The organism is Campylobacter concisus, from assembly GCF_902460665.1.
GTDB lineage: Bacteria > Campylobacterota > Campylobacteria > Campylobacterales > Campylobacteraceae > Campylobacter_A > Campylobacter_A concisus_AL.
Genome location: NZ_CABPUR010000002.1, coordinates 358044 through 371302 on the forward strand (window position 1 = coordinate 358044; position 13259 = coordinate 371302).

Annotated in this window: 12 protein-coding genes; 1 reads left to right on the forward strand and 11 read right to left on the reverse strand. The window is 38.4% G+C overall.

Going from position 1 to position 13259, the window contains the following annotated elements:
• Positions 1–10: 10 nt before the first annotated feature.
• Positions 11–211 carry a YdcH family protein gene (locus tag F3G66_RS05135; protein ID WP_103649407.1) on the forward strand — a complete coding sequence of 67 codons (201 nt, stop codon included), beginning with the start codon at positions 11–13 and terminating at the stop codon, positions 209–211.
• Between the two features lie 25 nt (positions 212–236).
• On the opposite strand, the gene epsC is transcribed toward F3G66_RS05135, so the two are convergent.
• From epsC to secF, 11 genes are all read right to left on the reverse strand, one after another.
• Positions 237–788 carry a serine O-acetyltransferase EpsC gene (epsC, locus tag F3G66_RS05140; protein WP_149707368.1) on the reverse strand — a complete coding sequence of 184 codons (552 nt, stop codon included), beginning with the start codon at positions 786–788 and terminating at the stop codon, positions 237–239.
• Between the two features lie 3 nt (positions 789–791).
• Entirely contained in the window at positions 792–1697 is a 906-nt protein-coding gene (cysK, locus tag F3G66_RS05145; RefSeq protein ID WP_149707369.1) for a cysteine synthase A, read from the reverse strand.
• 118 nt (positions 1698–1815) lie between these two features.
• Positions 1816–2484: an endonuclease III domain-containing protein gene (locus tag F3G66_RS05150; protein ID WP_149707370.1), complete on the reverse strand. Its 669-nt coding sequence runs from the start codon at positions 2482–2484 to the stop codon at positions 1816–1818.
• Positions 2481–3245: an ATP-binding protein gene (locus F3G66_RS05155; protein ID WP_149707371.1), complete on the reverse strand. Its 765-nt coding sequence runs from the start codon at positions 3243–3245 to the stop codon at positions 2481–2483. Before F3G66_RS05155 ends, F3G66_RS05150 begins: the two co-directional genes overlap by 4 nt.
• Entirely contained in the window at positions 3242–6187 is a 2946-nt protein-coding gene (gene mfd, locus F3G66_RS05160; protein WP_149707372.1) for a transcription-repair coupling factor, read from the reverse strand. The genes F3G66_RS05155 and mfd overlap by 4 nt, the downstream gene beginning before the upstream one ends.
• Positions 6168–7370, reverse strand: coding sequence for a glutamate ligase domain-containing protein (locus F3G66_RS05165; RefSeq protein ID WP_149707373.1), 1203 nt, complete (start codon positions 7368–7370; stop codon positions 6168–6170). The genes mfd and F3G66_RS05165 overlap by 20 nt, the downstream gene beginning before the upstream one ends.
• Positions 7367–8941, reverse strand: coding sequence for a GGDEF domain-containing protein (locus F3G66_RS05170; protein WP_149707374.1), 1575 nt, complete (start codon positions 8939–8941; stop codon positions 7367–7369). The genes F3G66_RS05165 and F3G66_RS05170 overlap by 4 nt, the downstream gene beginning before the upstream one ends.
• Entirely contained in the window at positions 8922–9461 is a 540-nt protein-coding gene (gene lptE, locus F3G66_RS05175; protein WP_148821094.1) for an LPS assembly lipoprotein LptE, read from the reverse strand. Before lptE ends, F3G66_RS05170 begins: the two co-directional genes overlap by 20 nt.
• Before the next feature lie 3 nt (positions 9462–9464).
• Positions 9465–11930 (reverse strand): leucine--tRNA ligase, encoded by a 2466-nt coding sequence (gene leuS / locus F3G66_RS05180; protein WP_149707375.1) that lies wholly within the window; start codon positions 11928–11930, stop codon positions 9465–9467.
• Positions 11931–11938: 8 nt separating this feature from the next.
• Positions 11939–12277 (reverse strand): DUF6394 family protein, encoded by a 339-nt coding sequence (locus F3G66_RS05185; protein WP_021090699.1) that lies wholly within the window; start codon positions 12275–12277, stop codon positions 11939–11941.
• Positions 12278–12286: 9 nt separating this feature from the next.
• Positions 12287–13258, reverse strand: coding sequence for a protein translocase subunit SecF (secF, locus tag F3G66_RS05190; RefSeq protein ID WP_149707376.1), 972 nt, complete (start codon positions 13256–13258; stop codon positions 12287–12289).
• Position 13259: the final 1 nt, after the last annotated feature.

Below are 13259 nucleotides of genomic sequence, written 5' to 3' on the forward strand. Positions count from 1 at the left end.
AGGAGCCGATATGTTACATGAATATACAGACCTTATAAATGAGCTAAAGAAAACCGATGCTCGTTTTGCTACTCTTTGCAAAAAACATGATGAGCTAAATAAAAAAATAGATGAGAATCTAGCAAAACCATCTGAAATCGATAATTTAAAGAAAGAAAAGTTAAAACTAAAAGACGAAATTTATGCTCAAATTTTAAAGCATAAAAAATAAGAATAAATTTATCTAATCTTTGAGATTAGATAATAAACTCTGGTTCAAATTTTGTCCCATTTACTCGAACTATTCTCGCTGGTATACCAACGACTGTCGCGTTTGCTGGGACATTTTTTAACACGACTGAGTTTGCGCCGATCTTAGCATTTTCACCAATCGTTATGGCACCTAGTATCTTTGAGCCAGCTGCGATAGTCACACCATTTTTTACAGTCGGGTGCCTTTTGCCACACTCTTTTCCAGTACCTCCAAGTGTTACTTGATGATACATCATTACATCATCGCCTATCTCAGCTGTCTCACCGATAACCACACCCATGCCATGATCTATAAAAAATCTCCTGCCGATCTTCGCACCCGGGTGGATCTCAATGCCTGTTAAAAATCTTGCAATTTGCGAGATGAGCCTAGCTAGAAAAAAATACCCTTTTTTATATAAAAAATGAGAAATTTTATGAAACAAAACCGCATGAATACCAGGGGTATTTATAAGTATTGCCAAAAAGCAACACTTATGTACTGATGGGTCTTTCTCACGAACAGTTTGAACTAGCTCCTTTAGACTATCCCACATATTTTATGCTCCGTAAAGCTCTGTACTTAGGTATCTCTCGCCGTTATCTGGAGCTATGAAAAGTACTTTTTTGCCAGCACCAAGTCTTTTAGCCACTCTTTTTGCAGCCACGTAAGCAGCACCACCGCTTATGCCTATCATGAGTCCATCACTTTTTGCGATTGCTCTAGCCGCGTTTAGTGCGTCATCGTTGCTTACTTTTTCTACCTCGCTAACTAGGCTCATATTCATAGTATTTGGTAAAAATCCGGCTCCAATGCCTTGAATTTTATGAGGTCCTGGGTTGCCACCACTTAAAACCGGCGATGCTTCAGGCTCAACTGCAATGATCTTGGTGTCATAGCCTTTTTCTTTTAAAATTTTTGCTACGCCACTTATTGTGCCACCTGTGCCAACACCAGCTACAAATGCATCAAGCTTACTAAAATCAGCCACAATTTCAGCTGCTGTTGTTAGTTCGTGAGCTTGTGGGTTATACTTGTTTTCAAACTGACTTAGCATTACGTGATTTGGCTGAGCTGCTAGTTCTGTAGCTCTTGCGATCGCTGCTTTCATGCCACCAGCTGCAGGAGTTAGCTCAAGATGAGCGCCATATGCAGCAACGATCTTGCGTCTTTCGATACTCATGCTCTCAGGCATGCAAAGGATCACTTTAAAGCCAAGTGCAGCACCGCACATCGCTACACCAATGCCAGTATTTCCGCTCGTTGGCTCAACGATCGTATCGCCATATTTTAGCGTACCGTCAGCTAGCATTTTGGTTATCATATTAAATGCGATCCTATCTTTTACAGAGCCACCTGGGTTAAAAAACTCTAATTTTACGTAAATTTCGGCTTCATCAGCACCTGTTTTTATCTTTACAATAGGTGTATTACCAATCGTTTTAACGATGTTATCGTAAATCATCAATCCTCCTAAATTAAATAAGATAAATTTTGTGTAAATTTAGCACAGAATTTTAAAATAGATTATAAAAAGCCCCAATCTTTGGTAAATTTATAAATAGTTGTTACATATTAGTAGTTTAATTTTTAATGCTGCTTAATATTTTTTGACCATTTTGGCTTAAGATTTTACCTTTGAAATTTTCCTTGCAAAACTCCAAAATAAGAGCGTGATAGAGTTTTAAAATTTCAACCTCATCAAATTCCTCACTATCAAGAAATTTATAAATTTTATCATAATCAAGCGAACTAAACCACTCAGCAGCCTCGTCGTAGCTCTCAAAAGTATAGTCAAAATATGCCATTATCCTAAGTGCGTAAGCATCAACGACCATATATGGCTTACCGCAAGCATAAGCAAGTATTGCATCACAAGTCTCGGCTCCAACACCTTTTACGCTTATGAGCCACTCACGACTTACATTTTCTTTGAAATTTTCAAAGCTCTCGAATTCATTTTTTATAGCCAGACAAAGCGTCTTTAGTCGTTTAGCCTTTGTATTATAAAAGCCACTTGGCTTTATAAGCGTGGCAAGCTCACTGTTTTCAAGAGAACAGATGCCATTTAGGCTATCTTTACCTGCATTTTTTAGATTATTTAGCGCTTTTTCTACGTTTTTCCAATTAGTATTTTGCACTAAAATAGCACCCAAAACAACCTCAAAAGTACCCTCACCTGGCCACTTTAGCTCATCAAATTTTTTGCTTTTGTGGTTAAACAAGGTTAAAAATAGATCGGTTGAAGTCATTTTAAATTTTCTTTAAAAGTAAGATAAAACTGCTTTGCTGTCCTGCCACTTCTACTAGCTCTTAGCGTAGCAAAATTTTTAGCAAGTGTGTGAAGCTCATCTTTGTTACCTGCGTAGTCTTTAAAGTAAAAATCAACCATTTTTAGGTACTCGTCGTAGTTGCCTTGATAAAAGCTGATCCAAAGACCAAAGCGATCGGATAGAGAAATTTTCTCCTGAGCTGCGTCGCTGTAGTGGATTTCGCCGTCTATTAGCTCTGAGTTTTCATTTTCGCTTTTAAACTCGCTTATTAGATGTCTGCGGTTTGACGTAGCGTATAAAAGAACGTTTTTTGGCGGCTTTTGGATAGAGCCATCCATTATAGGTTTTAGAAATTTATACTCATTGCTGCCATTTTCAAAGCTTAGATCATCGCAGAAAATGATAAATTTAAACTCGCTTTTTCTGATCTCATCGATGATATCACCAAGGTATTTTAGATCCTCGCAGCCGATCTCAATGATGCGAAGCCCAGCTTTATAAAATTTAGTAAAAACAGCCCTTACAAGGCTTGATTTGCCACATCCTCTCTCTCCCCAAAGAAGCACGTGATTTGCATCCTTACCTTCTATAAAATTTAGAGTATTTTTTAGTAAAATTTCTTTTTGTTTCTCTAGCCCATAAAGTGAGTCGATATCGACAAAATCGATATCCTCAACCGGCTTTAACATCCCTTTTGTACTTCTATAAATCGCTGCATACTTCACGCCCCAATCTATCACTTCTTATCCTTTCTTAGATAGACCAAAATTTCAGCCAAAACATCGTCATCATCCTTGCTACGTGACTTTAGCCTGATCTTCTCATCATCATTTTTTGTTATTAGTATATTTTGTTCGCTGTTTGAGATCGTTTTTATACCAGCTTTTAGAGCTAAAATTTTAATGATGATGACATCTAAAAACTGCTTTGTAAACGTATCTATCTTGCCAAATCTATCCTCAAGCTCGCTTTGTATCTCATAGACCTCGCCAACCTCTTTGCACTTGCTAAGACGCCTGTAAATCTCAAGCCTTAGCCTATCTTCTCTTATAAATTCTTGATTTAAAAAGGCGCTCACACTAAGCTTTAGATCGATCTTGTCAAGCTTTGCGGAGTCTTGATTAAGAAGCTTATTTATCTCATCTTCTAGCATCTTTAGATATAGCGAGTAGCCGATAGCCTCGATATGGCCGCTTTGCGCCTCGCCGATGATGTTACCACCACCTCTTATCTCAAGGTCGTGATACGCTAGCACTGAGCCAGCGCCCAAAAATGAGTTGCCCTCAAGTGCGACAAGGCGTTTTAATGCGTCTTTACTAATGGCGTTTTTATCTTCTACCAAAAAGTAGCAGTAGGCCTGCTTGTCACTTCTGCCCACGCGACCGCGGAGCTGATGCAGGTCAGCCATGCCAAATTTATTGGCATTTTCTACGATTATGGTGTTTGCATTTGGCAAGTGGATGCCGCTTTCAACGATGCTAGTACAAAGCAGCAAGTCGTACTCGCCCCGCTCAAATTTCATCATCTCATCTTCAGTAACTTTCGCATTTACCTTTGAGTGAAGTATCAAAATTCTAAGCTTTGGCAAAATTTTTCTTAGATCATTTGCTGTCTGCTCTATGTCTGCGATGTGGTTGTGGATGTAAAAGGTCTGCCCACCACGTCTTAGCTCACGCATGATCGCCTCTTTGATGACCTTCTCGTCCCACTCTCTCACGCTTGTTCTCACATCCAGCCTTGAGCTTGGCGGAGTGGCTAAAATACTATATGTTTTTATCTTGCTAAGCGCCATATTTAGGCTTCTTGGTATAGGAGTGGCACTCATACTTAAGATGTGTGAATTTTGAGAAATTTCTTTTAACTGCTCTTTTTGTTTAACGCCAAATTTATGCTCCTCATCAACCACTATAAGGCCTAAATTTTCAGCCTTTACGCTAAGAAGCGCATGCGTACCCACGCAAACTATGGACTCATTTTCTTTTAGCGCTTTTTGCAGGCTTGTTTTTTCTTTGGCGCTTGAGAAGCGGTCCAGCCTAAAGACCTTTATGCCAAATTTGCTAAATCTCTGGCTTAACGTCTTGTAGTGCTGCGAGCTAAGAAGCGTCGTTGGCACAAAGAAAAATGCGCTAAAGCCTGATTTTATGCAGGTAAATATGGCATTCATCGCAACTTCGGTCTTGCCAAAGCCTACGTCGCCACTAAGCAGCCTATCCATCACCTTGCCGCTTTTTAGCTCATCTTTTATATCATTTACCGCTTTTTGCTGATCATTCGTGTATGAAAAGCCAGCATCTTGGACGAAATTTAGATAAGAGATATCCTCTTTTTGCAAAATTTTGCCTGCGATTAGCTCCCTTTTTGCAGCCATTGCTACGATCTTTGAGGCGATCGCGAAGAGTTTTTCTCTAACCTTCTCTTTTATCTTGGCAAAATTTGCCTTGCCTAAGCGATCAAGCACCGCCATAGAGCCATTTTGCGCGATGTAGCGATCTATCAAATTTAGATGTTCAACTGGCAAAAGAAGTTTGTCATCATTTTGGTAGGCAATAACCACAAATTCCTTCGTCGCGCCCAAAACCTTGATCTTTTCAAGCCCCAAAAATCTGCCTATACCATAATCTTCATGCACGACGTAGTCATTTACTTTTAGCTCATCGACCACAAGGCTTGAGCGTTTAACTCGCCTTTTTTTTTCAAATTTATTTAGAGAGACTACGATCTTGTCGCTTGAGGTTAAATTTACCACAAGGGGCGAAATTTCAAGTTTGACATTTGTAAAGCCATCAAGCTCATAACCCTTAAAAAGTCCCTCATTTCTTGAAAGAACGGTTATGCTTTTGCTCTTATTTAGCTCAAAAAAGTCAAAATTTAAAGTAACTTCTAAGTCTTTATAGACCTTTGGCTCAGGCAAAATTTCAATGCCCTTGAATTTCTCCTCAGACACATCATAAATTTCAAAATCGATTTTTTTAACAAGCCTTGAGTCAAAAACTTTTAAGTAGTCACTAAAGCTATCTATCGCCCAAAATCCAAGCGAATTTAGATCATTCACCAAAGCATCGCTTTGCATATCCTCGATCTTTTGGCTAACTTTTTCAAACTCATCTTTGCTCAAATTTGCGATAAATGGCACGATCTCGGCTTCGCTTAGCTCATTTTTGTTGCTAATTTGCGTGGCGGTGTTGTAGTTTCTGATGCTCTCCACCTCATCGCCAAAGAGTAAAATTCTAACAGGATCATCCATATTTACGCCGTAAATGTCAATGACTTCGCCACGAATACTAAACTCGCCAACGCTCTCAACGATATCGACGCACTCGTAGCCAAAGCGTATGAGCAAGTCGGCAAATTCGCTTAAATTTAGATTATCTTTTAGCTTAACAGTTGAGCTTTCTAGGTTTTTTTGCGTTGGAAGTGGATTTAAAAGCGTACTAAATGGGCTTATGATGATCTTTTTGCCATCAAATTTATAGTATTTGCTAAGTACCGATGAAATTTCAAAAAGCTCTTCATTGAAGCTTCTTAGATCATCTCCCTTTTTGGCTCTAAAATCAGGTAATTTAAATGCGCTAAAGCCAGCAAAACTGGCCGCATCCGCACAAAGTGCGGCCTCTTTGTCATCTTCGCAGATGAGAATTTGTGTGGCGTGCGCTAAAAGATACTCATAGACCTTTGCTTGCATAGTACTCTTTTAAAAAGGCTTCGACCAGGTGAAACGAGCCAAATACTAGGTAAATTTTGCCGTTTTTTGCCTCTTTTATATCGTTCATATCGCTTGGCTCAAACTCTCTATGCGAAATTCCAAGCTCGTTTAGTGCTTTATTTATAAGCTCTCCGCCAAGCTCCCTGCCCTCGCAGTGGTAGTGATAAAGTAGTACCTCCTCAACGACTGGCTTTAAAGCTGCCAAAACCGCCTTGAAATCTTTATCTAAAAATGAGTTATAAACTAGAGTTAGCTTCTTGTCACTAAACTCTTTAGAGCTAAATTTCTTAGCCACAGCCTTTGCGCCAAGCTCGTTATGACCGACATCAACGTATAAATTTGAAGCGATTTTTTCGCATCTACCTCGAAGTGTAAGAGCACCAAGCTTTTTTATGTCTATGCTGCTATCTAAAATTTTAGCCACAGCGTAGGCTAGAGTTAAATTTGATCGCAAAAACTCTGGTAGATTAAATTTATCTGCGTAGTTTGCGATCTCGTTTAAATTTTCTTTGGTCAAAATTTCTCTTGGAAAGCTCAGAGTTGTACTCTTCTCGTTTGCGATCCCTTTTGCGATAGCAACGCTTATCTCGTTCATCTCATCATTTAAAATAGCTCTTTTGCCCATAGCCTCAAATTTCGTACGTGAGATTTCTTCCAAACTATCTCCAAGAACCGCCGTATGATCAAGACCGATGGGCGTAAAAATGCTTAACTCTTTTTCAAAGACATTTGTCGCATCAAGCACACCACCCATACCAGCTTCGCAGACAAAGTAGTCGCAACCCTCAAAAAGTACAGCTGAAAGCAGTGTCATATACTCAAAATAGCTCGTTTTTATCTTGTATTCATCGCTTAGAAGTCCTTGCAAATGCTCGTGAGCTGCCTCTAAAATTTCATCACTAGCGACCTCACCATTTAGCCAAAATCGCTCATTAAATTTAAATATATGAGGGCTCGTGTAGTGCCCTACTTTTGCGCCATTTTGGCTTAAAATTTGCGCTAAAAAGCGGCCGGTGCTACCCTTGCCATTTGTGCCGATGATGTGGATTATCTTAAAAGGCTTTAGATGGCCTTTGATCGTATCATAAGCCCTTATGATCCTGCCATAGTCGATCTCTTTGTAATAAAGTGGTTTGCCATCAAGAAATTTAGCTAGGCTCATTTTTCCTCGATTATCTTTGGCATTACTTGATTTCTACCATTTTCTTTTGAGAGATAAAGCATCTTATCAGCAGCCTCAAGCGTCATTGTCTCACTTAAATTTGCACTTCTTGTCGCTATACCAGAGCTGATAGTAACCTTAATACGCTCATTTTTATAGATAAATTTGAAATTTTCTATCATACTTCTTAGCTTATCCCCAAATTTAACACTATCTTTTAAGCCAGTACTTGGAAGCAAGATTACAAATTCTTCACCGCCATATCTACCAACAAAATCAACCTTTCTAGCGTTTTTCTTAAGCACTTGAGCCACTGCTGAAAGAATAACATCTCCAGCCTCATGCCCATAAGTATCGTTTATGCTTTTAAAAAAGTCAATATCAATAAAGCAGATAGAATAATCAGTCCCATAGCGTTTATACGCTTCTTCAATGCGTTGAATCTCGTTCATCAAAGCACGCTTAGTAGATACCTTTGTCAAAAAGTCCTCTTTGCTCTCCAGTTTAGCTTCCTCAAGCTCTTTTTCAAGGCTGTTCACTCTATTTTGAAGCTCTAAAATAGTAGCTTGTCTATTGTGCATCTCGATACCAAGCTCTTTGCTCTCGATCTCCAAAGCACCAGCGATCTCAATAAGCATGCTTCTTACTTGATCAATGCTATTTGTATTTAAATTTACATTTTTAAGATCATTTTTAATGCTTTTTACTTTATCGGAACTACTTTGCGAACTAACCGCGATATCAGAAATTCTCTCGCTTATATTTTGTAAGACATTATTTAACGAACCAACTTTTTCTATGATCTCCGTTCTATCTTCTTCTATTCTGCGATCAACAAATGCCTTTACCTTTTCTTGAAATTCTTTGCTATTTAAGGTTTTAGGATTTTGCTTCAAAGTACTTCTTATCGTGCTAAGCTCTTCATCAAGATCCTTTGTAATAGAAGGCTCAAGAGTAAGGCTTAAAAGCTGAATCAAAACATCCTCTTCGCCATTTTCGTCTTTTTGTGTAAGAAATTTCTCAAGTTCAGAACTCATTGTCTTTAAATCATCAAAATTTCTAACACCATAATATTTCAAAAATTCTAAAAATTCAGTGTCATACGAGCTAACAAAATCAAACCATCTAAGGCACATCTCTTCAAGGTTTTTCTCATCATATCTTCTGGCAAGCAGTTGCATACTTTGCTCTGCTAAGCTTTTTGCATCTTTATTGTGAAGCATTGAGATAGCTTGTAGAATTCTTCTAGCAAATGCGTTTAGTGATTGTAGTTTTTTATCGTCAGTCGCAAGTCCCGCTCCTTGTTGAGCACCTCTAGAGAGCCTGGCAGTCATAAAAGCGACAAACTCATCGACCGTCTTTATATGAAGGCTTAGGGCTTGATTTTTATATTCATCACCAAGTCTTGAGATATATTTTTCTATCTTTTTACTCTCTTCTGTCGTAAAGCCGTATTTTTTAGAAATTTCATTATAGACTTCAGTGTAATTCTCTGGCGTTAGCATCAAATGGCGATCTTTGATCTCATTTAAGGCTTCCTTGACTATTTGACTAACGGTTACTGCTGCCATTTCTATATCCTTTTACCGCTAAACTTGCGATATACTCATCAAAGGCTTCTTTTGATGCCTCTTTGATAGCTTCGTATTTTTGAGTATCACTAAGAATGCTGTCAGCAAATCTTACATCTTTTTGACGTCTTGCGACACTAAAGTCATACTCGCCAGTGGCTGGAATATCAACCACGCTACCATCTTTAAATTTAGTCTTATAATTTAAGCTTAAATGTGCTTTGTATGACGTAATGTAGCCAAATTCGTCATAAATAATTGCTTCGTAATTTAAATCTTTTACCGAAATAATTATCGAAGTATCAGCACTCTCTTTGCTTGATAAATTTTTATTTAGCCTTGCGACCATGCCCTCTTTTACAGCATCCTTTATCCAAACACTATTTTTTGGCTCTTCTTTACTAATAATCACATCAACGTAAATTTTATCGCCCACTAGATCATGTGTGATCTTTGAAACTGGTTTATACCCACACCCGCAGATAAAAAACGCAATAAAAAACGCTAAAAAATATCTCAAAATTTATCCTTTAATGACAAAATTTACTAATTTGCCTTTTATATAAATCTCTTTTAAAATTTCTTTTCCCTCAAGCCACTTAGCTACGTTTTGCTTAGCTTGTTTTAAAATTTCACTCTCGCTCTCGCTTGCTGTCACTTCAAACTCAGCCCTTTTTTTGCCATTGACTGTAACTGCAAGAGCGATGCTATCTTTTACAAAGACCTCTTCTTTTACAGCTATCTTTGTGAAATTTTTTCTGCCAAAAAGCTCTTCGCTAAGCTCATTTGCGATATGTGGCACGATAGGCTCTAGTAAATTTAAGATGATGAAAAAGCCCTCAGCATTTACATTCTCATTATCCTGCGCATTTATGGCATTTAGTGCCTCCATGCAAGCAGCAATTAGTGTATTAAAAGCAAATGTATCGCCAAAAACCTCGGTTGATTTTTTAAGCGCTTCATAAATTTTTAGCCTTGCAAATTTCTCATCTTTATTTAAGCTTTCGTGATCTATCTCAGGCAATTTATCTATCTTTTTGATAGTTTGTGCCTTCTCCCAAAGCCTATTTAAAAACCTAAATGCACCCTCAACTGCACTATCGTTCCACTCAAGCTCTTTTTGAGGAGGAGCAGCAAAAAGGATAAAGAGCCTTGCTGTATCAGCGCCGTATCTATTTATGATATCATCAGGATCTACGACGTTGCCCTTGCTTTTACTCATCTTTTTGCCATCTTTTAAAACCATGCCTTGAGTTAGTAAATTTTCAAACGGCTCATCGTCTCTTAGATAGCCAAGGTCTCTTAAGACCTTTTGGAAAAATCTAGCGTATAAAAGGTGCAAGATCGCATGCTCGATACCGCCGATATACTGATCTACGTTCATCCAATAATTCACGCTCTTTTCATCAAGTGCTTTTTGCTCCCAACTCTTCTCATCACTTGCAAATCTAGCAAAATACCAGCTACTCTCTACGAATGTATCCATAGTATCAGTCTCTCTGATAGCGTCTTGGCCGCATTTTGGACACTTTGTAAATTTCCAAGTTGGATGTTTGTCCAAAGGATTGCCCTCGCCTGTGATCTTTACATCTTCAGGTAGCGCGATAGGTAAATTTTCCTCTTTTTCAGGCACTACGCCGCAACATTTGCAGTGCACTACTGGTATCGGCGCACCCCAGTATCTTTGGCGAGAAATTCCCCAGTCTCTTAGCTTGTAGTTTGTGATCCTTTTGCCAAGACCATCTTTTTCAAATTTCTCTATTATAAAGCTTTTGGCATCCTCTGAGCTAAGGCCGTTTATAAGCTCAGAATTTATAGAAATTCCATACTCAGAGTATGCTTTAGAGCCGTCACTCTCGCCCTCAAGTGGCTTTACGACTGGTTTTATAGGTAGATTAAATTTACTTGCAAACTCGAAGTCTCTTTGGTCATGTGCAGGAACAGCCATGATAGCGCCACGACCATAGTCAGCTAGGATGAAATTTGCAACCCAAACTGGGATCTTTTCATTTGTGAGTGGGTGAACGACGTAAATTCCTAAAAATTCTCCATCTTTTTCGCTCGCTTGACGCTCTCTTGGGCTTTGATTTAGGATTGTTTTTATCTTTGTCTTTTTGCTTTCATCGATTTTATCACTCACAAGCAATGCTTTTACAATAGGATGCTCAGGCGCAAGAGCTGTGTAGCTAACGCCATAAATCGTATCAGGTCTTGTTGTAAATACCTCAAAGCCGTCAAATTTACCACCTAAAGTCTCTTTTGAAGCCTCATCAAGGCTAAATTTAAACTCCAAGCCATAGCTTCTGCCGATCCAGTTTTCTTGCATTGTGATGACTTGATTTGGCCATTTACCTTCAAGAAGTTTTAGATCTTCAAGTAGCTCGCTAGCGTATTTTGTGATGTTGAAGTAGTATCCTGGAAGCTCTTTTTGCACAACATCATTACCGCATCTCCAGCATTTTCCGTCTTCAACCTGCTCGTTTGCAAGCACGGTTTGATCGTACTCACACCAGTTTACGATGGCATTTTTTCTATAAACAAGCCCTTTTTCAAACATCTTTATAAAAAAGCTTTGCTCCCACTTTGTGTAAAGCGGGTCAGATGTGGCTAAAATTCTCTTTTTAGAGAATGAAAAGCCAAGGCTTGCAAGCTCCTTTTTCATATAGTCGATGTTTTCGTAAGTCCAAATTTTAGGGTGAATTTTATGTTTTATGGCTGCGTTTTCAGCTGGCATACCAAAGCTATCAAAGCCGATAGGATGAAGCACGTTAAAACCGCTTTTTCTATATGATCTAGCCAGCGCATCGCCGATAGAGTAGTTTCTCACATGCCCCATGTGTATGCGTCCGCTTGGATACGGAAACATACTTAGGATATATTTTTTTGGCAAGCTTAGATCGTCTTTTGGTTCAAATTCTTCATTTTTATCCCAAATTTCTTGCCATTTTTTTTCTATCTTTAAAGGCTCATATTTTCTCTTTTCAGCCATTTTTTCTCCTAAAATTCTTCTTGAGCTTTACTTGATTCTATTAAAACCAAGGCTAGTGAAAATATATTTGCAATGACTGCGCCAATAGCTAGTGAATAGCTAAGTGTTATATTTTCAGAGACTTGCAAAATAACAAAAGCTGGTATAAGGTGTAAATCAGCAACCAGCGAGCTTGCAAAAAGCTCAGCAGAGAGTAAATTTTTAACACCGATCTTAAGTAGCGTTGAAACCAAATTTATACTAGCCGCCACAAAGAGTGCAATCTCGTTTTTATCATATAAAAATTCTGCCGTAGTCGTAAGACTCATCAATGCAAAAAATATGTAGATAACTTTTCCCCAGTTCATTATCCCTCCTTACACAACGCCTTTCTCAAACATAGCACGCTCTTTTTCGCGCTCTTTTTTTATCTTTTGCTTTTCAGTCTCTCTACTTCTAAAATGCTCAATGCTAAATTTAAACCAGATAAGAAACGGCGAAGAGATGTAGATTGAACTGATCGTTCCTATGACAATACCAACGATAAGAATAAATGAAAATCCATGTATCATATCTCCACCAAATAAAAATAATACAAGAACTGTCATCATCGTAGTGGCTGAAGTTAAGATAGTTCTTGAAAGCGTAGCAGAAACTGACTCGTTGATAACGCCTTCGATATCAGTTCGCTTGCTCTCTTTGATACCTTCTCTGATCCTATCAAAGATAATAATCGTATCATTTAGAGAGTAGCCAAGCACCGTTAAAACGGCAGCTAGCGTATCCAAATTTACATCAATATTAAATAGTGAAATAGCACCGACGGTTATGACTATATCGTGAATTTCAGTTGCGATCGCAGCAAGCGCAAATCTCCACTCAAATCTAAATGTGATATAGATCAATATGCCAATTAGTGAAATTCCAAGAGCCATTAGACCTTTTTCTCTAAGCTCGTCACCAACCTTTGGACCAACGATATCAACACGTCTTACTTCAAAATTTCCAGTATCTTTTAAAATTTGCTTTATCTCAGTGCCGATGTCACCAGTTAAATTTGAGCTTGATCCTGAAAATCTAATAACAGCCTCATCTTCACTTCCAAACTCAGTAACAGAGGCATTTTTAAGCACTTCATTTGTGCCAAAAGCGTCGCGAATTTTATCAAGTGGCGCTTTGGTGTCGTATTTTAACTGTATAAGCGTACCACCAGAAAAATCGATGCCGTAGTTTAGACCCTTTGTTGCAAGTAAAAAGATCGAACCAACAAATAAAAATATAGAAAGTGCGAGTGACACAAATCTAAACCGCATAAAATCATAAACTTTTGCCTTAGTAAAAATTTGCATC

Excerpts from the sequence above, each read along its gene's own strand:
- leuS (WP_149707375.1), bottom strand. The coding sequence starts at position 11,930 with ATGGCTGAAAAGAGAAAATATGAGCCTTTAAAGATAGAAAAAAAATGG.
- F3G66_RS05165 (WP_149707373.1), bottom strand. The coding sequence starts at position 7,370 with ATGAGCCTAGCTAAATTTCTTGATGGCAAACCACTTTATTACAAAGAG.
- F3G66_RS05185 (WP_021090699.1), bottom strand. The coding sequence starts at position 12,277 with ATGAACTGGGGAAAAGTTATCTACATATTTTTTGCATTGATGAGTCTT.
- secF (WP_149707376.1), bottom strand. The coding sequence starts at position 13,258 with ATGCAAATTTTTACTAAGGCAAAAGTTTATGATTTTATGCGGTTTAGA.
- F3G66_RS05170 (WP_149707374.1), bottom strand. The coding sequence starts at position 8,941 with ATGGCAGCAGTAACCGTTAGTCAAATAGTCAAGGAAGCCTTAAATGAG.
- F3G66_RS05150 (WP_149707370.1), bottom strand. The coding sequence starts at position 2,484 with ATGACTTCAACCGATCTATTTTTAACCTTGTTTAACCACAAAAGCAAA.
- epsC (WP_149707368.1), bottom strand. The coding sequence starts at position 788 with ATGTGGGATAGTCTAAAGGAGCTAGTTCAAACTGTTCGTGAGAAAGAC.
- F3G66_RS05135 (WP_103649407.1), top strand. The coding sequence starts at position 11 with ATGTTACATGAATATACAGACCTTATAAATGAGCTAAAGAAAACCGAT.
- cysK (WP_149707369.1), bottom strand. The coding sequence starts at position 1,697 with ATGATTTACGATAACATCGTTAAAACGATTGGTAATACACCTATTGTA.
- mfd (WP_149707372.1), bottom strand. The coding sequence starts at position 6,187 with ATGCAAGCAAAGGTCTATGAGTATCTTTTAGCGCACGCCACACAAATT.